18 protein-coding genes are annotated in these 19,249 nt (G+C 66.6%); 4 read left to right on the top strand and 14 right to left on the bottom strand.

What is annotated here, in order from left to right; all coding sequences use genetic code 11:
* Nucleotides 1-19: 19 nt before the first annotated feature.
* From DFR24_RS09015 to mfd, 12 genes are all read right to left on the bottom strand, one after another.
* Nucleotides 20-1,156, bottom strand: a complete 1,137-nt coding sequence (locus DFR24_RS09015; RefSeq protein WP_133880933.1) for a sulfate/molybdate ABC transporter ATP-binding protein — start codon at nt 1,154-1,156, stop codon at nt 20-22.
* Nucleotides 1,157-1,321: 165 nt separating this feature from the next.
* Nucleotides 1,322-2,227: a sulfate ABC transporter permease subunit CysW gene (cysW, locus tag DFR24_RS09010; RefSeq protein ID WP_133880932.1), complete on the bottom strand. Its 906-nt coding sequence runs from the start codon at nt 2,225-2,227 to the stop codon at nt 1,322-1,324.
* A gap of 15 nt (nt 2,228-2,242) precedes the next feature.
* Nucleotides 2,243-3,097, bottom strand: a complete 855-nt coding sequence (gene cysT / locus DFR24_RS09005; RefSeq protein ID WP_133880931.1) for a sulfate ABC transporter permease subunit CysT — start codon at nt 3,095-3,097, stop codon at nt 2,243-2,245.
* Between the two features lie 37 nt (nt 3,098-3,134).
* Nucleotides 3,135-4,529, bottom strand: a complete 1,395-nt coding sequence (locus DFR24_RS09000; RefSeq protein WP_133880930.1) for an FAD/NAD(P)-binding protein — start codon at nt 4,527-4,529, stop codon at nt 3,135-3,137.
* Between the two features lie 61 nt (nt 4,530-4,590).
* On the bottom strand, nt 4,591-4,821 hold the full coding sequence (locus DFR24_RS08995) for a TOBE domain-containing protein (RefSeq protein WP_133880929.1): 231 nt from the start codon (nt 4,819-4,821) through the stop codon (nt 4,591-4,593).
* 129 nt (nt 4,822-4,950) lie between these two features.
* Nucleotides 4,951-5,970, bottom strand: a complete 1,020-nt coding sequence (locus DFR24_RS08990; RefSeq protein WP_246051566.1) for a sulfate ABC transporter substrate-binding protein — start codon at nt 5,968-5,970, stop codon at nt 4,951-4,953.
* The gene (locus DFR24_RS08985; RefSeq protein WP_133880928.1) at nt 5,967-6,590 is read right to left on the bottom strand and encodes a class II glutamine amidotransferase; all 624 of its coding nucleotides are present in this window, start codon (nt 6,588-6,590) and stop codon (nt 5,967-5,969) included. Before DFR24_RS08985 ends, DFR24_RS08990 begins: the two co-directional genes overlap by 4 nt.
* A 40-nt stretch (nt 6,591-6,630) precedes the next feature.
* On the bottom strand, nt 6,631-6,849 hold the full coding sequence (locus tag DFR24_RS08980; RefSeq protein WP_133880927.1) for a TOBE domain-containing protein: 219 nt from the start codon (nt 6,847-6,849) through the stop codon (nt 6,631-6,633).
* An 84-nt stretch (nt 6,850-6,933) separates the two neighbouring features.
* Nucleotides 6,934-7,929 (bottom strand): sulfate ABC transporter substrate-binding protein, encoded by a 996-nt coding sequence (locus DFR24_RS08975; protein WP_133880926.1) that lies wholly within the window; start codon nt 7,927-7,929, stop codon nt 6,934-6,936.
* Nucleotides 7,930-7,957: 28 nt separating this feature from the next.
* Complete coding sequence (locus tag DFR24_RS08970; protein ID WP_162851119.1) at nt 7,958-9,514, bottom strand: OprO/OprP family phosphate-selective porin; 1,557 nt, start codon at nt 9,512-9,514, stop codon at nt 7,958-7,960.
* A 318-nt stretch (nt 9,515-9,832) separates the two neighbouring features.
* On the bottom strand, nt 9,833-10,474 hold the full coding sequence (locus DFR24_RS08965; protein WP_281280147.1) for a CsiV family protein: 642 nt from the start codon (nt 10,472-10,474) through the stop codon (nt 9,833-9,835).
* A 221-nt stretch (nt 10,475-10,695) separates the two neighbouring features.
* Nucleotides 10,696-14,076, bottom strand: a complete 3,381-nt coding sequence (mfd, locus tag DFR24_RS08960) for a transcription-repair coupling factor (protein ID WP_133880923.1) — start codon at nt 14,074-14,076, stop codon at nt 10,696-10,698.
* A 175-nt stretch (nt 14,077-14,251) separates the two neighbouring features.
* On the opposite strand from mfd, the gene DFR24_RS08955 reads away from it, so the two are divergent.
* On the top strand, nt 14,252-14,923 hold the full coding sequence (locus DFR24_RS08955) for a nitroreductase (protein ID WP_133880922.1): 672 nt from the start codon (nt 14,252-14,254) through the stop codon (nt 14,921-14,923).
* Nucleotides 14,924-14,998: 75 nt separating this feature from the next.
* Here DFR24_RS08955 and DFR24_RS08950 read toward each other — a convergent pair whose 3' ends face one another.
* Both DFR24_RS08950 and DFR24_RS08945 read right to left on the bottom strand, forming a co-directional pair.
* Nucleotides 14,999-15,832, bottom strand: a complete 834-nt coding sequence (locus tag DFR24_RS08950) for a CmcJ/NvfI family oxidoreductase (protein WP_133880921.1) — start codon at nt 15,830-15,832, stop codon at nt 14,999-15,001.
* A 175-nt stretch (nt 15,833-16,007) separates the two neighbouring features.
* A complete protein-coding gene (locus tag DFR24_RS08945) occupies nt 16,008-16,919 on the bottom strand; it encodes a LysR family transcriptional regulator (RefSeq protein ID WP_133880920.1) in 912 nt (303 codons plus the stop codon).
* Nucleotides 16,920-17,017: 98 nt separating this feature from the next.
* Here DFR24_RS08945 and DFR24_RS08940 point away from each other — a divergent pair, with 98 nt between their 5' ends.
* From DFR24_RS08940 to DFR24_RS08930, 3 genes are read left to right on the top strand one after another with little or no spacing between them, the layout of a single operon-like run.
* Nucleotides 17,018-17,455, top strand: coding sequence for a GFA family protein (locus DFR24_RS08940; protein ID WP_162851117.1), 438 nt, complete (start codon nt 17,018-17,020; stop codon nt 17,453-17,455).
* Entirely contained in the window at nt 17,452-18,342 is an 891-nt protein-coding gene (locus DFR24_RS08935; RefSeq protein WP_133880918.1) for a CmcJ/NvfI family oxidoreductase, read from the top strand. The genes DFR24_RS08940 and DFR24_RS08935 overlap by 4 nt, the downstream gene beginning before the upstream one ends.
* Nucleotides 18,342-19,232 carry an alpha/beta hydrolase gene (locus DFR24_RS08930; RefSeq protein WP_133880917.1) on the top strand — a complete coding sequence of 297 codons (891 nt, stop codon included), beginning with the start codon at nt 18,342-18,344 and terminating at the stop codon, nt 19,230-19,232. The genes DFR24_RS08935 and DFR24_RS08930 overlap by 1 nt, the downstream gene beginning before the upstream one ends.
* Nucleotides 19,233-19,249: the final 17 nt, after the last annotated feature.

The following is a 19,249-nucleotide window of genomic DNA, read 5'->3' as shown; positions in this document are numbered from 1 at the left end:
GAGAGAGGCCCTCTGCGATTTATCCCAGTCTGCCGCGCTCGCGTTCCCGTCCGATCAGCTTGGTGTCGGGCAGGGTGCTTCCCGACTTCGCACCAGGGGGCGGAATCCGGGCGAAGACGCTGTACTGGTTCAGGCGCAGGCGCACGATCTGGCCGGGCGCATGGCGGCTCACGTCGTGGTGGAGATGCGGAATCTCCACTTCGAGGCGCTGGTCGAGCGCCTTGGCGTGCACGTCCCAGCGCACGATCGGGCCGGTACGCTGTACCGAGATGATCTCCGCCTCGAAACCCGGCTGCGCCGGATCACCGACACGCAGGTCGCCGGGACGCACGTACACATCGACCGGGCCGGTGTGCTCGTGGATACCGCAGGGCAGGGGTACATCGACCCCGAGCACGTCGATGTTCTGACCGCGCGCCGTTCCCGGCAGCACGTTCACGCCGCCGAGGAAGTCGAACACGAACGGCGTCGCGGGGTGCTCGTACACCTCATCGGTGCTGCCGACCTGTTCGATGCGGCCCTTGTTCATGACGACGACGCGATCCGCCAGTTCGAGCGCTTCTTCCTGGTCGTGCGTGACGAAGATCGTCGTGTAGCCGGTCTTGTCGTGCAGGGAACGCAGCCAGCGGCGCAGGTCCTTGCGCACCTTGGCGTCGAGCGCGCCGAAGGGCTCGTCGAGCAGCAGCACGCGCGGCTCGATGGCCAGCGCACGCGCCAGCGCGACGCGCTGCTTCTGGCCGCCGGAAAGCTGGCTCGGATAACGCTTGTCCAGGCCCGAGAGCTGCACGAGATCGAGCAGTTCCAGCACCTTGGCCTTGATCTTGTCGTTGTCGGGACGGTCCTTGCGCTCACGCACGCGCAGCCCGAAAGCCACGTTCTCGAACACCGTCATGTGCTTGAACAGCGCGTAGTGCTGGAACACGAAGCCCACGCGACGTTCGCGCACCGGCAGCGGCGCGGCGTCTTCGCCGCCGAACAGGATGCGACCGCTGTCGGCGAACTCGAGCCCCGCGATCGTGCGCAGCAGCGTGGTCTTGCCCGAACCCGACGGACCGAGCAGCGCGATCAGCTCGCCCGACTCGATGTCGAGATCGACGCCGCCGAGGGCCTGGAAACTGCCGAAGGTCTTCTGGATGCCGCGAATCTGGATTTGCATTGAAAACTCGAAGAGAAAAGCTAACGCAAAGGCGCAAAGAAAAAAGGTGAAGCAGAGGACGCAAAGAAGGATCGAACTGGCATTGCTCCTACATCCCGGTGTTCCTCTGCGTCCTTTCTTTTTCCTTTGCGCCTTTGCGTTGGCCGTTGAATTTGTAGTGCCACATCAGTGCTTGCGCGTCGCCGACAACTCGTCGCCGAGCCGCCATTCGAGGTAGCTCTTCAGGACCAGCGTCAGCAGGGCGAGCAAGGCCAGCAGCGAGGCCACCGCGAACGCCGCGGCGAAGTTGTATTCGTTGTAGAGAATCTCGACGTGCAGCGGCATCGTGTTGGTCATGCCACGGATGTGGCCGGACACCACGCTGACCGCGCCGAACTCGCCCATCGCGCGCGCGTTGCACAGCAGCACGCCGTACAGCAGGCCCCACTTGATGTTGGGCAGCGTCACGCGCGTGAACGTCTGCCAGCCCGAAGCGCCCAGCGACAACGCGGCCTGCTCGTCGTCGGTGCCCTGCTCCTGCATCAGCGGGATCAGCTCGCGCGCCACGAACGGGAACGTCACGAAGATCGTCGCCAGCACGATGCCGGGAATCGCGAAGATGACCTTGAAGTCGTGGTCGCTCATCCACGGGCCCAGGTAGCCCTGCGCGCCGAAGATCAGCACGTAGATCAGGCCCGACACCACCGGCGAGACCGAGAACGGCAGGTCGATCAGCGTGATCAGGAACTGCTTGCCGCGAAACTGGTGCTTGGTCACCGCCCAGGCCGCTGCCACGCCGAACAGCATGTTCAGCGGCACTGCGATGGCGGCGACGACCAGCGTCAGCTTGATCGCCGACAGCGCATCCGGATCCTTCACGGCCTCGACGTAGGTGCCCAGCCCGTTGCGCAGCGCCTCGACGAAGACGGCCACCAGCGGCAGCAGCAGGAAACCGGCGAGGAAGATCAGGGCGGTGGCGATCAGCAGCCAGCGCACCCAGGGCTGCTCGGTGATGACGGCGTTGCGCTGGATCAGCGGCTCGAACGGCAGCTTCGGCGGATCCTGCAGCGAATGGTCGACGGGTTGGGTCATGGGAGGAGTACCGGGTTACTTCTTGCGCGACCAGCCCTGCAGCAGGTTGATCGCCAGCAGCATGACGAACGAGATGATCAGCATCGCTGCGGCCACGGCCGTGGCTCCGCGATAGTCGAACTCTTCGAGCTTGATGATGATCAGCAGCGGCGCGATCTCGGACACCATCGGCAGATTGCCGGCGATGAAGATCACCGAGCCGTATTCGCCGACACCGCGCGCGAAGGCCAGCGCGAAGCCGGTCAGCAGCGAGGGCGCGATCGTGGGCAGGATCACACGCACTGCGGTCTGGAAACGCGTGGCGCCGAGCACGGCGGCCGCCTCCTCGAGTTCCTTCTCGGCTTCCTCGAGCACCGGCTGCACCGTGCGCACGACGAACGGCAGGCCGATGAACATCAGCGCCACGACGACGCCGATCGGCGTGAAGGCCACCTTGATGCCGAGCGGCTCCAGGAACTGGCCGATCCAGCCGTTGCCGGAATACAGCGCCGTCAGCGCGATGCCGGCCACCGCGGTGGGCAGCGCGAACGGCAGATCGATGGCGGCGTCGAGCACGCGCTTGCCGAAGAACTCGTAGCGCACGAACACCCAGGCCACCAGCAGGCCGAACACGGCGTTGAACACGGCGGCGAAGAACGCGGCGCCGAACGACAGCTTGAGCGCGTTGAACACGCGCGGCGTGCTGATGGCGTGCCAGAAGCCGTCCCAGCCCAGGCCCGAGGCCTTGAAGAACACGCCCGCGAGCGGGATCAGCACGATCAGGCTCAGGTAGACCAGCGTGATGCCCATCGTCAGGCCGAAGCCGGGCATGACGCGTCGCGTCTTGAGCGGGGGGGAGGGGCGGGGATCGGACAAGGTCAGCGACGTCATGTGGAGAAGAATGGGGCGGTCGGGCCGTCGTGATGGATCAGGCGGGGCTGCGGGCGTTCAGACCCTGCACCAGGGCACCGGCGAGCTCGGCCGCCTGCAGTCGAATCTCGTGCGCGGCGGTCGTCTCCCAGAGCTGGCCGATGCGCGAAACGCCGAGCGTAAAGAGATTCGGCCACGGCCGTCCATCGCCGGCCTTGAGACGGCCCGTGGCGTCGGTGTCCAGGCCCAGGCCCAGTTCGCCGGGCCGTGCCAGGCCGGAGCGCAGCAGGCCTTGCACGAGCGGGGCGTCGGTCTTTCGGTAGTCGAGCTCGAAGCCCAGGGAGTTCAGCAGCAGGCCCACGTGGAGCTCGGTCTGGCGGCCGTCGTGGTGGTCGAGGATCACGCGCAGGCTGTCGCGGCCGGGCTCGATGATGCCGACGCGGCCGGTGTGGATGCGCAGGCCGCCGGACTCGATCTGCGCGTCGAGCCGGGCGCGGACACCTTCGCCGACGCGGTGGCGGTGCACGTCCCAGAGGCTGCGCGCATGGCGCAGGAAGCGGCGCTTCTCCGCCGGCGTCAGCCCGATCCACAGCGCCTGCGCGTGGTGACGGTTGGCATCGATGCGCCACTGCCAGGGCCGGCCGCTGCTCTTGTCGAGTTCGCAGCCCAGGCGCAACTCGCGCGCGGCCACGCGCAGGCTGCGCGACAGCAGGGGCTGCGCGCGCCCGTGCAGGTCGGAATGCGCCAGCGGCAGCGCGCCGTGGCGGGAGATGGCGTGCACCGGTCCGCGATGGCCCTTGGCGCGCAGCGACAGCAGCGCGTCGATCATCGTCAGGCCGGTGCCGACGATCAGCGCGCTGGCCTCGGGGTCGACCGCGGCGCGCGCCACGTCCCAGGCGTGCAGCACGCGCGCGTCGGGCGAGTCCAGGCCCGGCAGCGCCGGCTGGCGGCGCGGCAGGTTGCCGATGGCGAGGATCGCGTGGCGGGCGACCAGCGATCCGGTGTGGCGCAGGTGCAGCGACCAGCCGGCGAGGTCGGTCGTCAGGTCGAGCACGGCGTCACGACGGTGCTCGACCGTCGAATTCGATTCGGCCACGGCTGCGCCGACGACCTCGGACACGTAGCGGCCGAACCAGTCGCGCGGCACGAAGCTGTCTTCGTCGACCGGCTCGGGCCAGGCGCTCGCGTTCGCGTGGGCCCGCGCCCAGCGCGTGAAGTGGTCGTCGTCGCCGGCGACCAGCGACATGCGCTTGGCGCGGGTGTTGAGCCGGTGCTCGGGGTCGTGCGTGGAGTAGGCGATGCCGCGACCCAGTTCCGCGCGCGTCTCGACCACGGCGATCCGCAGCGGCCGGCGCGCCAGGCGCAGCGTCTCGAGCACCGTGACGGCGCCCGCGTAGCCGCCGCCGATGACGGCAAGATCGAACACCCGCTCTTGTGCGGACCCCTGGGTCATCGGGAAGACCAGCCGGACGTCAATTCAGATTCGCTGCGATTCTCTCAGGCTTGCTCGCGGATCAGGGAATCTGGCCGTCCGGGACGGCGATCATGACCTCGGTGGCCTTGAACACCGCGACGGCGTCCTGGCCGATGCGCAGGTTCATGTTGCGCAGCGAGCTGCTCGTGACGACCGCCGCGACCAGGCCGGCGCCGGTCTCGATCTCCACCTCGGAGACGACCGGGCCGTCGTTGATGCGCACGATCGTGCCGCGGAACTGGTTGCGCGCGTTGATGGCCTTGAACGACATGGGACTCTCGAGGTGACTGAAGCGGGGACGTTTTGCCACGGATGACACGGATCCCACGGATGAAAGGCGATTTGAATCCGTGTTCGTCCGTGCAATCCGTGGCAGAAGATTTGTAGCGGTGACGAAGACTCAGCGCGCGCTGTAGATCTTGTCGAAGCTGCCGCCGTCGGCGAAATGATCCGCCTGCGCCTTGGGCCAGCTGCCGAACGCGGACTCGACGGTGAAGACGTTCAGCGCCGGGAACGTCGAGGCGTACTGCGCGAGCACGGCCGGGTCGGACGGGCGCAGCGCGTTCTTCGCGAAGATCGCCTGCCCTTCGGGCGTGTAGTGGAACTCGAGGTAGGCGCGGGCAAGCTTGGCGTTGCCGTGCTTGTCTGCGTACTTCTGCACCACGGCGACCGGGTTGTCCGCACGCACGGTCAGCGAGGGCACCACGACTTCGAACTTGTCGCCGAGTTCCTGGCGGATCAGCGTCACCTCGTTCTCGAACGTGAGCAGCACGTCGCCGATCTCGCGCTGCGAGAACGTCGTCGTGGCGCCGCGACCGCCGGTGTCGAGGATGGGCACGTTGCCGAGCAGCTTCTTGACGAACGCGGCGCCGGCCTCGTCCTTGCCGTCGGCCTTGCGCTTGGCGAACTCCCAGGCGGCGAGATAGCTGTAGCGGCCGTTGCCCGACGTCTTCGGGTTGGGAAGGATCACCGCGACGCCCGGCTTGACCAGGTCGTCCCAGTCCTTGATGCCCTTGGGATTGCCCTTGCGCACCAGGAACAGGATCGTCGACCACGAAGGGCTGGCGTTGTGCGGCAGCAGCGTCGCCCAGTTCTTCGGCAGCAGCTTGCCGCGCTCGGCGATGACGTCGATGTCCAGCGGGTTGTTCATCGTCACGACGTCGGCCTCGAGGCCGTCGATGACCGAGCGCGCCTGCTTGGTCGAGCCGCCGTGCGACTGGTCGATCTTGATCGTGCCGCCGCCGTCCTTCTTCCAGGCCTCGGCGAACGCCGGGTTCAGATCGCGATAGACATTGCGGGCGACGTCGTAGGAAGCGTTGAGCAGCTTGTCGGACGCCAGCGCGCCGGTCGGGAGCAGCAGGGTGCCGGCCGAGAACAGCGCGGCGAGCGTGGAGACGATGACGTGACGACGGGTATTCACAGGAAACTGACCTCTTGCGCAGCGTAGGTGCGCTGTTGAATGTCGGTGCCGCAGGACAGCGGCAGGGCGGAAGCATCGATCCACTTGATGCTGGACAACCACAGGCCTTCGAACTCGGCGCCCGTGGCACGGTTGAGAAAGTCGAAGCGACGACGCGGGAAGTCGAACAGCACCGCCTTGTTCTGCGGCTGCAGGCTCATCTCGAGCAGGCGCAGGAACTCGCGGTCCACGAGCATCCCCGGGTAGCGCCGCGCCAATGGGCGCAGCACCAGTTCCACGAAGCTGCGCGTATCCGAGTCACCGGCCGGGCCCTCGTCGAAACTCAGGGTGCCGTTGTGCATCAGGAACACGCCGTCCTCGATCTCGAATGGATGCGTGTTGTCGCGATCCACGCGACCGCGGGTGCGACGTCGCAGGTGCAGCGCGTACTCGGCGTTGGCGTAGCGCTCCTCGGCTTCGAGCAGCGCATCGAGTCCGGCCTCGGCATGCCGTTCCAGCAGCCGCCGGCCACCCGCATCGAAGCCCATCAATCCCCAGCCGTCGCCGTTCAGACGCAGAGCCGCGGCGAGCAGGTCGTGCGGGACGCGAACATGGGCAGGCTTGTGGATGATCAGGCACATCGGGGTTCTCCAGGATGCTCCGGTACGGTTCTTCGATCGATCAGTTGAGCTTGGCGACCATGACTTCGGTGGCCTTGAACAGCGCGAGCGCCGGATCGCCCACCTTCAGGCGAAGGTTGTTCAGCGAGCTGGTCGTGACGACGGCGCTGATGACACCGGCCGGCGTTTCGATCTCGACTTCGGAGACGATCTGACCGACAAGAATGTTGATGACCTTGCCGGAGAACTGGTTGCGGGTGTTGACCGCGGCGATGGACATTGGAACCTCGTGCAATGAAAGAAAAAGGGGCGGGGAGATGGACTTCCGCGCCCCTGGGGACACCTCAAAGGAGAATGACGGGCGTTACTTGATGCCGTAGATCTGGTCGAAGCTGCCGCCGTCGGCGAAGTGTTCCTTCTTGGCCTTGGTCCAGCCGCCGAAGGCTTCGTCAATCGTGAACAGCGTGATCTGGGGGAAGGTCTGGGCGTACTTCGCGGCGGCCTTCTCGGAGATCGGACGGTAGAAGTTGCGGCCGGCGATGTCCTGGCCTTCCTCGGAGTACAGGTACTCGAGATAGGCGGTGGCGACGGCGCGCGTGCCGCGCTTGTCGACGACCTTGTCCACCACCGACACCGTCGGCTGCGCCAGGATGCTCAGCGAGGGCACGATGATGTCGAACTTGTCGTTGCCGAATTCCTTCTTGGCCAGGAACGCTTCGTTCTCCCAGGAGATGAACACGTCGCCGATGCCGCGCTGGACGAAAGTCGTGGTCGAGCCGCGCGCGCCGGAGTCCAGCACCGGCACGTTCTTGTAGAGCTTGCCGACGAACTCCTTGGCCTTGTCGGGACCGTACTTGCGCTTGGCGTATTCCCAGGCCGCGAGGTAGTTCCACTGGGCGCCGCCCGAGGTCTTCGGGTTGGGCGTGATCACTGTGACGCCGGGCTTGACCAGATCGTCCCAGTCCTTGATGCCCTTGGGGTTGCCGCCGCGCACCAGGAACACGATGGTGCTGGTGTAGGGCGCGGCGCCGTGCGGCAGGCGGGACTGCCAGTTGTGGGGGATCAGCTTGCCGTTGTTGTACAAGGCGTCCACGTCACCGGCCAGCGCCAGGGTCACGACGTCGGCCTGCAGGCCGTCCACCACGGCACGCGCCTGCTTGCCGGAGCCACCGTGCGACTGCTTGATGGTGACGACGTCACCACTCTTTTCTTTCCAGTGCTTGGCGAACGCTTCGTTGAAGTCCTTGTACAGCTCGCGCGTGGGGTCGTAGCTGACGTTGAGCAGCTCGATGTTGGCGGCGTGTGCCGCCAGAGCCGTGCCCGACAGGGCGACGGCGAGGAGAAGTTTCTTGAACGACATGATCGGAGATCCTGTTGCGAAGATGTGATTAGAAGGAGAGCTGTAGGCGACCGAAGACGGTCTTCTCGTCTTCGCGATCGTCCGGCGCTGCCGCCGTTCCGCCGCCACCGCCCTCGAACTTCACCTGCGTGTAGTTCAGTACCGCCTTGAGGTTGCTGGTGAGGTACCAGTTCACGCCGAGCGTCCAGGCCTCAGCTTCCGAGATCTGTGAAACCGGGTTGGCGTAGCGCGCGAAGGTCACGCCGCCCTCGGTGACCGGGTCGAACGAATCGTCGTCGATCTCCAGCTTGCCGTAGCGGGCAGCCACTTCGAACGCACCCCAGCCCGGGCCGCCGATCGTGAACGGCTGATTGACCTTGGTGACGCCGCGGAAGCTCGCGTCCTCACCCGTCAGCACGTAGGAGACCGCGACCTGCCAGGCCTCGTTCTTGAGCTTCTGCGTGGTGGTGGCTGACGGCGTGGAGCCGGCGCCCACCGCGACGAAGCCCTGCGAGAGTTCCTGCTCCGACGTGATGTACTCGGACAGCAGGCCGAAGGAATTGCGGTAGAAGTAGAGTTGCGGCGACAGGCGCGTGTGGTCGCCATCGGCGTACACGCCGGTGGAGCCCGCAGCGGTCGCGGTGGCGGCCGTCGCAGCCGAGGTGTAGCTGAATACCTGCAACTGGCCTGGCGTGCGGATGCGCGGCAGGAAATTGTTGGCCGAGCCGGCGTTGAACGCGCCTTGGTCCTTGGTGCCGAAGCTGCTGCCGATACCGAAGCCCAGGCCCTGGAAGAAGCTGGGGTCGTTCTTGAATGGTTCGAGGAACAGACGCGCGCCGATTTCCTTGCGGTTGTCCGAATCGGTGGCCGCCACGTCACGTCCATCGGCCGTGCCGTTGTAGTAGCCCAGCGTGTAGTTCACGGTGGACGAGAACAGCTCGCCCTGGAGCTGGATGCCGAGGTCGCGGTTGGGCGCCAGTTCGGTCGGGAAGCCGCGCTCGATGAACGTGATCGCGCCGCCGGACTGCAGACGTTCCAGGCCCACCGGGCCCTTCACCTTGCCGGCGCGCAGCGTCGCGGCCGGGCTGAATTTCAGGTCGATGTAGGCGTCGACGATGCTCGCCGCGTCACCCGATCCGTTGCCAGCGAATTCGGGCGTCAGGCGGAAGCCCACGAGCTTGCCGAACGTGCCTTCGAACGTCGGGCGGATGCGGCGGAAGGTCACCGTGTCGTTGCTGTAGAGACCGTTGCGATTGGTCGTCGCGGTCTCGGAGGTGTTGGCCGGGTTGTAGTCGTCCAGATAGGTGCGCACGTCGGCCTGCACGAGGCCCTTGATCTTCAGTTCGAAGTCGCCCTTCTTGATGGACACGCCCTTCTCGTCGATCTTCGACGTGGTGGCGTCCTTGGCCTTGGTTTCGGCTTCTTCCTTCTGGATTTCGAGCTGGCGCTCGAGGATCTTGATGCGCTGGTCCAGATCCTGGACCGTCGCCTGCTGCGCGACGGCGCTGAGCGGCGCGCCGATGAAGGCGCCAACGAGCACGACCTGCGCAATGCGATTCGCCCCCAGGCGGAACCGACCGTTTTCAAAGCTCCCTGTGTTCTGCACGAAATGTCTCCACGACTGACTGGTTAGAAGTGGCGAGCATTGTGTGCGCAGGTTTTAAGTCCTCAAAAGAATTAATGAGCAGTTCGTTATTAAGGGGAGAAGAAATTTACGAAGAAAGAAATATCGAAAAAGGAATAAGAAGGGCGAGGCGAGCGCCTTGAGAGTCCGCGTTTGGGTGCGGCCTGGTTTCCTAAGAAAAATAGGCAGCTAGCGGCGATTCGGCGTGGAGCGGAAAGCTTTTTCCGGTCCTGAAGGAGGGACCCTGTCCTCGCCTCACCGGCAGGACCGGGCAGCAGCCCGGCCAAAGTGACGAGCGAATCAGGGGGTCGCGGCAGGCACGGTCGACGTCAGTCCCGGGCCCCACTTGCTCACCTTCGTGATCAATCCCAGCCGCGGGCTGTCGAGGTGATGCAGCTCCTCGCTCCTCATCTTTCGGGATTCGCTGAGCATCCAGGACTGCGCCGGTTCGCCGGGGCTGGTGAATATCATTGCCGCGTCCAGGTGCAGGAAGCGGCCCAGGTGCAGCGCGACCGTGCCGTCGACTTCCTGGAATTCGCGCTCGCCCAAGCCTTGCTCGTCGCGGATCTTGAGCTTGCTGCCGGCCATCAGGTGCAGGCGGGGCCCGTTTTCGACCGGCGGGTCGTTCTGCGTCCAGGCGATGCGGATCAGCGGCTTGAACTGAGGGCTCGACTTGAGCTTGCTCCATTGATCGTTCAGGCCGAAATCCGCGTCCGGCAGCACCGTGATGCCCGCTGCGCTCAGCGCGCTCGCGTTGTCCAGCTCGATGGCGCCGGCCAGCCCGGGGGCCTGCGGCAGGCGGCCGCGTTCATCGATGCCGCCGAGAAAACGGAACACGATCAGGTCCACGCGCCAGGTTTCGGCATGCGCGCAAGTGCTCGCCAGCAACAGAACGAGGGAAAGGAAGCAGGGGGACCATCTCGAAACTGAGGCGGACTTCATTCGGTGGGTCGAGAGCGGATGGCGACGGGGTCTGACCCGGCTGGTACGCCAATTATCGCCGCGTTCGGATGAACGGCGTGCGCCGCGCGCAAGGCTCATCGCGATGCCGGCTCGTAGGGTGCGCCCCGCGCACGATTCACCGCGGGTTACGAAGTCGAAGCCGATGGTGCGCGGGGCGCACCCTACGATTGCCATCATCGAACAACAGCGTACCCCAGCACCTACGGCGCGGCGGGCGCGGCTTTGGGCTTCAGCGCTTCGAGAAGATTCAGGATCTGGTCCGCGCGACCCTCGGGTGGATCGAGCATGGCGTTGATGTGCAGCCGCTTCTGGCCTTCGAGCTTGTAGATCTTGGGCTGCTGCTGGATCAGCCGGATCAGGCGCGGCGTCTCGATCTTCGGTTCGGGTCCGAAGTCGAGCACGGCGCTGCGGCTGCCGGCGCGCACCTTGCGCAGGCCCAGGGCTTCGCCGGCGATGCGCACGCGGGCGGCCTCGACCAGCCGCTCGGCCTGCGGCGGCAGCAGGCCGAAGCGGTCGATCATCTCGATCTTGAGCTCGTCCAGGGCGGACTCGTCAGTCGCCTCGGACGCGCGCTTGTACAGCACCAGGCGCATGTGCACGTCGGGAACGTAGCTGTCCGGGATCAGTGCCGAGACGCCCATGTCCACCTCGCAGGCGGCCAGGCCGAATGGCGCGTCGTCGAGCTTGCCGCGCTGGATCGCCTTGACCGCGCGGGCCAGCAGTTCGGCATACATCGTGAAGCCCACTTCCTCGATCTGGCCCGACTGGTCTTCGCCCAGCAGTTCGCCAGCGCCGCGGATCTCGAGATCGTGCGTGGCCAGCGCGAAGCCCGAGCCGAGATCGCCGAGCGTCTCGATGGCTTCGAGCCGCTTCTCGGCGTCGGGTGTCAGCGCACGCTTGGACGGCACCAGCAGGTAGGCGTAGGCGCGGTGATGCGAGCGGCCGACGCGGCCACGCAGCTGGTGCAGCTGTGCCAGGCCCAGGTGGTCGGCGCGATCGATCAGGATGGTGTTGGCGGTGGGCACGTCGATACCGGATTCGATGATCGTCGAGCACACCAGGATGTCGAAGCGCTGGTGATAGAAGTCGAGCATCACCTGCTCGAGTTCGCGCTCGCGCATCTGGCCGTGGGCGAAGCGCACGCGGCCCTCGGGCACCATCTCCTGCACGTCGCGCGCGAACTTCTCCATGTTCGCGACCTCGTTGTGCAGGAAATAGATCTGGCCGCCGCGGCGCAGCTCGCGCTGGCAGGCCTCGATGACCAGGTTGCGATCCCACTCGGCGACGAAGGTCTTGATCGCGATGCGCGAGGCCGGCGGCGTGGCGATGATCGACATGTCGCGCAGGCCCGACAGGCTCATGTTGAGCGTGCGCGGGATCGGCGTGGCCGTGAGCGTCAGCAGGTCCACCTCGGCGCGCAGGTTTTTCAGGCGCTCCTTGTGGCGCACGCCGAAGCGATGCTCCTCGTCGACGACCACCAGGCCCAGGTTCTTGAACTTCACGTCCGGCTGCAGCAGTCGATGCGTGCCGATGATGATGTCGAGCTTGCCTTCCTCGAGCTCCTTGAGCGACGCGTTCTGTTCCTTGGTCGTGCGCATGCGCGACATCGCGCCGACACGGATCGGCCAGTCGGCCAGCCGATCGCGGAAATTCTTCTCGTGCTGCTGTGCCAGCAGTGTCGTGGGGGCGAGCACGCAGACCTGCTTGCCGGCGCGCGCCATCGCGAAGCAGGCGCGCAGCGCGACCTCGGTCTTGCCGAAGCCGACGTCGCCGCAGACGACGCGATCCATCGGACGTTCGCTGGACAGGTCCGCCAGCACAGCGTCGATCGCCTTCTGCTGGTCGGCCGTCGTCGTGAACGGGAAGCCCTCGCAGAAACGCTTGTAGTCGTCGTCGATGATGTCGATCGCGACGCCCTGCTTGGCCGCACGACGCGCCTGGATCTGCAGGAGCTCGGCGGCCACGTCGTTGGCCTTCTCGCGCGCCTTGGCCTGTGCCTTGCCCCAGCGTTCGGTGCCCAGGCTGTGCAGCGGCGCGGACTGTTCCTCGCTGCCGGTGTAGCGATGGATCAGCTGCAGCGACCCCACCGGCACGTACAGCTTGTCCGGCTCCTTGCTGCCGCTGCGCGGCGCGTATTCGAGCACCAGGTACTCGGCTTCGACGCCACCGGCCTCGAGCCGCTGCAGGCCGCGATAGCGGCCCACGCCATGCTGGATGTGGACGACCGGCGAGCCGATGGCGAGCGCGGACAAGTCGCGCAGGATCGTCTCGGGATCGCGGATCTTGTTCGCGCGCTTGCGCGATTCCACCGGCGCGCGCTGGCCGAACACCTGCGGTTCGGCCACCAGCGAGATGCCGAGCGCTTCGAACTCGAGGCCGTCCTGCAGGGGCCCCAGCGTGATGCCGTACTTGTTCTTGTCGTCGGCGAACGAGGACCAGCCGTCGTGCTGTCGCGGCAGGATGCCCTGCGGCTTGAGCCAGTCGAGCAACGCTTCGCGGCGGCCGGCGGACTCGGCGATGAACAGCACGCGATTCGTCGTGGCGCCGAGGTGGCGCTTGATCTGCTCGCCCTGGCTGGGCAACGGCTGCGCCTGGATCGTGGGGGGCGGCACCTGCTCGAGCGATTCGAGTTCCTCGAGCGCGATCGACGGCTCGATGAACAGGTCGGCCGGTTTCATCAGCCGTCGCTCGATGTCTCCGCGCAGCCGCTCGAAGCGATCGTCGATCTGCGCCCAGTCCGCGGCCAGCGCGGCGGACAGATCCGCCAGCGGCAGCACCGCGATATCCGGCGGCAGGTAATCGGTGAGGCTCGCGGTCCTGGCGAAGAACAGCGGCAGCCAGGCCTCGATGCCCGCGGGCGGAAACCCGCGACTCATCTCGGCGTAGATGCGCGAGCGCGCCGGGTCGCCGGGGAAATACTCGCGGTAGCGGCGCCGGAAGGTCTCGATGCCTTCCTTGTCGATCGGGAATTCGCGCGCGGGCAGGAGTCGCACGGCTTCGACCTTGTCGGTCGAGCGCTGTGTCTCCGGGTCGAAGGTGCGGATCGACTCGATCTCGTCGTCGAACAGGTCGAGGCGGTAGGCCTCGTTCGAGCCCATCGGATAGAGGTCGATGATCGCGCCGCGCACCGCGAACTCGCCCTGGGTCTGCACTTCGCCGACCGAGGCGTAGCCGGCGGCGACGAGCCGTTCGCGGAAAGCATGCGCGTCCAGCTTCTGTCCGGCCCTGATGTTCAGCGAGCGCGCGTCGAGAAAACTGCGCGGCGGCAGGCGCTGGATCAGCGCATCGGCCGTGACCAGCACGATGCCCTGCGCCAGCGCCGGCAGCGCGTTGAGCGCGGCCATGCGGTCCGACAGCAGTTCCTGGTGCGGCGAGAACGGGTCGTACGGAAGCGTCTCGTTGTCCGGCAGGTGCAGCACCGGGATGCGTCCGGAGGCGAAGAATCGCAGCGCCGATTCGATGCGGTACGCCTGCTGTTCGTTGCCCGCCACGGCCAGCACCGAGGATTTGCGCGCGAGCGCGACCTCCACCGCGTGCAGGGCAAGCGCGGTTTCGGGCAGGGGCAGCGCGTTTTCAGACATCGGACAGCGGAACGGGACGGCGAGCCGGGGATTTTACGTGGCTTGGCAGCCCGGCATCGGCATTGGCGTAGTCCGGGTGAAACCCGGGGCCGTTTTCCGAGGTTCGAAGGGCCACCCCGGGTTTCACCCGGGCTACGCTGTCGGTCACGATTCCCTTTGCCACACGGAGCCCCGCTTGAACGTCACCGAAGCCGTCAATACCCGCCGCAGCGTGCGCGCCTTTCTAGACACCCCGGTTTCGGGCGAGGTGCTGCGTGAGGCGGTCGCACTCGCGGCTCGTTCCGCCTCGGGCGGCAATCTGCAGCCCTGGCGCCTGTACGTGCTGGGCGGCGACACGCTGACTGATCTGAAGGCGCGAATGCAGAAGCGCCTGGCAACGGGGCCGACCAGCGATCCCACCGAGTACGAGATCTATCCGCCCGATCTGTGGGAGCCGCACCGCACCGAGCGCTACGCCGTGGGCGAAGAGATGTATGCGCTGCTGGGCACACCGCGCACCGACAAGGCCGGCCGCATGCGGCAGTTCGCGCGCAATTTCCAGTTCTTCGACGCGCCGGCCGCTCTGTTCTGCTACGTCGACCGTCGCATGGGCCGCCCGCAGTGGTCGGACCTCGGGATGTACCTGCAGACCCTGATGCTGCTGCTGCGCGAGCGCGGCCTGGACTCCTGCCCGCAGGAGTGCTGGTCGGTCTATCCGAAGACGATCGCAGAATTCCTGCAGCCGCCGGAAGAACTGATGCTGTTCTGCGGCATGGCGATCGGTTATGCCGACCCGGATGCGCCGGTGAACAGCCTGCGCACGCGCCGGCTCCCGCTGGACCAGTTCGCGACGTTCCGCGGAATCTAACCGTAGCCCGGGTGAAACCCGGGTTGCGTTCGCCCGTCGAGAGAAGCCGCGGGTTTCACCCGGGCTACGGGTTTGTCACCACATCACCAGCGTGCGGATCTCGATGCTCTGCCGAGGCGGCGACCCGGCAGGGCAGCTCGGATCGTCGAACGCGGTGTGCGCCGAGAACCGCGCCCGGCCATCCTCGAGCGAGTCGTAGCACTTGATGAAGATCAGCTCGTCGACGCGCATGTCCGGGAAATACACCCAGCGATGCTGCGGGCTGTACGTGAGCCGGTACACCTCGCCGCGACGATCGGGATAGATCAGCGCCGAGGTGACGACCGTCTCGGGCGCTACGCTGCGCGCGTCGCACAGCGCGAGCGGCGCATCGCGCAGCGGCTCGACGATGGGACGCCACAGGTTGATGAAGGCGTAGCGGCGTTGCAGTGCGGCTTCCGCGTCGGCCGGATCCAGCAGGTCGCGCAGGCGCTGCGGCGCCGAGGTCGTCGTGTAATCGTTGTGGACCAGCCGCGCCGGCCGGCCGAGGAACGTCGTCGGCGTGTCCGCGCTCGGCGCATGGCGCACATTCTTGTCGAACACGATCGCGCGGCGTGCGCCGGTATGCGCCAGCACCAGGCGCTCCATTTCCGGGTAGTAGTCGCGCTCGATGGCGTCCGCATCGTAGAAGCTCGTGAACGGCGTCGGATGCGTGCCGATGGAAAAGCCGTGGACGTCGAGCGACAGCGCGCTGCTTTCGGACCAGCCGCTCCAGATGCGCGTGCGACGGTGATCGAGTTCGCCGACTTCCTTGGCTACACCCGGGGGCGGGTCGTAGGTGTAGCGGTAGGGCGGCGTGTCCGAAGGCGCGAGGTAAGGTAGTTCCGCTTCCACGAACTCGATGCCGCGCCGGAGGTGAGTCTGTGTCATGCCCTGCGTCCTGCGTTGTCGATGCGACGACAACGATAACGGCTGTGAAACCGGGATGGACCTGCGTCGGGCCCTGAGGGATGCGCCCGGATGGACGACGTCGACGTAGCCCGGGTGAAACCCGGGGTTTGTCTCGTATATCGAGCGCTACCCCGGGTTTCACCCGGGCTACGGGTTATGCCTGCGACCGCGTTTCGCGCAACCGCACCGCCGTGTCGATGAACGCACGCAGCTTGGTCTGCGACTGCATGCGCTTGGGGAAATACAGGAAGAAACCCGGCGTGCGACGCGTGACTTTCGGCACCACGGCGACCAGCCGTCCGGCCGCGATGTCCGCCGCGATCGACAGGTCGGCGGCGTAGATCAGGCCGGCGCCTCGCAGCGCCATCGACAACAGCGAGAGGCTGTCGCTGACGGCGATGGTCTCGCGTAGCGGTGCGTGCACGAGGCGCGCTCCTTTCATGAACTCCCATCGCTGCAGCGCAGCGGAGGTCGGAAAGCGGTACTGGATGCACTCGTGCGTCGCCAGGTCCTCGGGCTTGGCGGGCGTGCCGCATCGTTCGAGATAGTCGGGTGCTGCGTACACGCGCCAGGTGACGTCGCGCGTCAGCCGGATTGCGACCATGTCGTTGTCCACGCTGTCGCCGAAACGGATGCCGGCATCGAGGCCCTTGGCCTGCAGGTCGACGATGGCGTCGTCGGCGCGCACGTCGATGGAGATCTGCGGAAAGTTGCGGCGGAACTGCGCGACGATGGGTTCGACCACCAGCGGCAGCGCGATACGCGGCGCGGTCAGCCGCAGATGTCCCACCGGCCGGCCGCGAAACAGGTTCAGCGCTTCGAGCGCCTCGGCGATCTGCTCCGCCGCCGGCCGCACGCGTGCGTGGAAGGCTTGTCCGGCTTCGGTAAGTGCGACCTGCCGGCTGGTGCGCTGGAACAACGGAACACCGAGGCGCTGCTCCAGTCGGCGGATCGTCTGGCTGATTGCGGCGGTGCTCACGCCGAGTGCGCGCGCTGCCCGCGTGAAGCTGCGGTGCTGCTCCACCGAGAGGAACGCCGACAGGCCGTCGAAACTGGGGTCGCCCATATCGTGAAGGATAAGTTAACGGAACATGAAGAAGAAAGCCGATGTTGAGCCACGCCGCAGCGTGTAGGGTCGCCTCATCGCCGACGCCGGAGCAGGCCATGCAACAGCAGCAGAACGAAGGAGGAACGGGACGTTGCCTGTGCGGCGCCGTCACCTACCGCTTCGAAGGCCGCCCCTCAAGCGTCGGGCTGTGCCAGTGCGAGCGCTGTCAGCGCCAGTCGGGTTCCGCCTTCCTGATCGGCGTCGTCTTCCCGATGGAAGCGGTGACCATCGAGGGCCGGCTCAGCACGTACGAGAGCCGCGAGTCCGGCGACGGCGCGCTGCGTCGCCACTTCTGCGCAACCTGCGGCTCCGCGGTATCGATCACGCTGGATCGATATCCGGAGATCCGCTCGATGATGGGCGGCACGCTGGACGACAAGTCCTCGCTGCAGCCGAGCTTCGCGATCTGGTGCTCCAGCGGTCAGCCCTGGCTGACCTTGCCCGCCAACATCACCTGTCACTCCGACTACCCGGACGGAACCTTCGGTCAATGAACACTTCCACGTTGCATGCTTCTTCCCGCCGCGAAGCGGCCCCGCTGGCCGGCGTCGACGCGCCGCTGGCGTATCTGACGGAAGGCGCGATCGACGCGCAGTACACCGTGTGGCCGCCATCGAGCGGGCGCGAACCCGAAGGTCCTCCGAAGACCTATTACCCCTGCCACATCGCCGATTGCCGCGAGATCGCCGACTCGCTCGATCTGCAGCGCGACGGTTTCGTGTTCCGCCAGCAGGTCTCGCCGTTCCGCGATTTCTTCGACGACGCGAAGGTCAAGGCGATCTACTACGGCGAGATGGAGGCGTACCTGAAGGCGCTGACCGGCGCCGCCGAGGTCTTCATCTTCGACCACAACGTGCGCAGCGTCGGTCGCGCGGCACGAGGCGAGGCGGGCGTGCGCGCGCCGGTGGACATGGCGCACGGCGACTACACCGCGGCCTCGGGTCTGCGCCGCGGCGGCGAGATCATGGCGCAGCGCGGCTACCAGGGGCCTGCGCCGAAGCGCACGATGCTGGTGAACGTGTGGCGCCCGCTGCATGGACCGGTCGTCGACCTGCCGCTGGCGCTGTGCCACGCCCTGTCGGTTGCGCCCGAGGACCTCGTGCCGACGCCGATCCGGCACTACATGGAAGACGAGCTGACTGCGCCGCGCCTGAGCGGGGAAATCTTTTCGCTGCTGCACAACCCGTCGCATCGCTGGTACTACGCGTCGGCGATGCAGGCCGACGAGGTGCTGGTGTTCAAGGGTTTCGACTCCGACGAATCCTCGGCGACGCGCTTCACGCCGCACACGGGCTTCCGGCATCCGCACCAGCCGGCGCAGTTCCAGCCGCGCGAGAGCATCGAGGTGCGCGCGCTGGTGATCGATCCGCGCGCCGGGTGATGCGCACCGACATCGCGTTCGACGCAGCCGGCACGACCCTGCGCGGCTGGTTGTACGTACCGGCGAACGCCAGCGGTCCATGTCCTGCCGTCGTGATGGCGCATGGCCTGAGCGCGCTCAAGGAAATGGGCCTCGACGATTACGCCGAGGTCTTCGTCGCCGCCGGCCTCGCCGTACTGGTCTACGACAACCGCAATCTCGGTGCCAGCGACGGCACGCCGCGCGACGAGATCGATCCGGTCGCGCAGCGGCGCGATTACGGCCACGCCATCACGTTCGCGCAGTCGCGTCCCGAGATCGATCCGCAGCGCATCGGCATCTGGGGTACGAGCTACACCGGCGGGCTGGTGCTGATGGCAGCGGCGCTGGACCGTCGCGTGAAGGCGGTGGTCAGCCAGGTTCCCTACATCAGCGCGTTCGAGAGCACCCAGAAGGCGATGTCCGCGGAAGCCCGGATCGAGTACCGCAAGATGCTGGAGCAGGACCGGTGGGAGCGGGCGTCGGGTGCGGCGTCGCGCATCGTCACCGTCTGCGAAGACGACCCGGAAAAGCCCGGGGACACGACAACGCGCATGAGCCATCGCTACTTCGATCATTACGTGCGGACGCGCGGCGCGCCCTGGCCGAACCGGCTCACGGTGAACTCGCTGGACCTGCGGCAGGAATACGAGGCGATGCCGTGGATGCCGCGCATCAGTCCGACCCCGCTGCTGATGATCGTCGCCGAGGAAGACCGCATCACGGCGACGGACATCGCGCTGCGCGCGTTCTATGCGGCACGCGAGCCCAAGGAACTGCTCGTCATTCCCGGGGATCACTACATCCCGTATCTCGACCGGTTCGCGGACAGCAGCGGCGCGGCGCGGGATTTCTTCGTACGTCATCTGTAGCCCGGGTGAAACCCGGG

This window comes from Panacagrimonas perspica (assembly GCF_004364935.1).
GTDB classification, from domain to species: Bacteria; Pseudomonadota; Gammaproteobacteria; order Nevskiales; family Nevskiaceae; genus Panacagrimonas; species Panacagrimonas perspica.
This window is presented reverse-complemented; position numbering and strand designations above follow the sequence as displayed.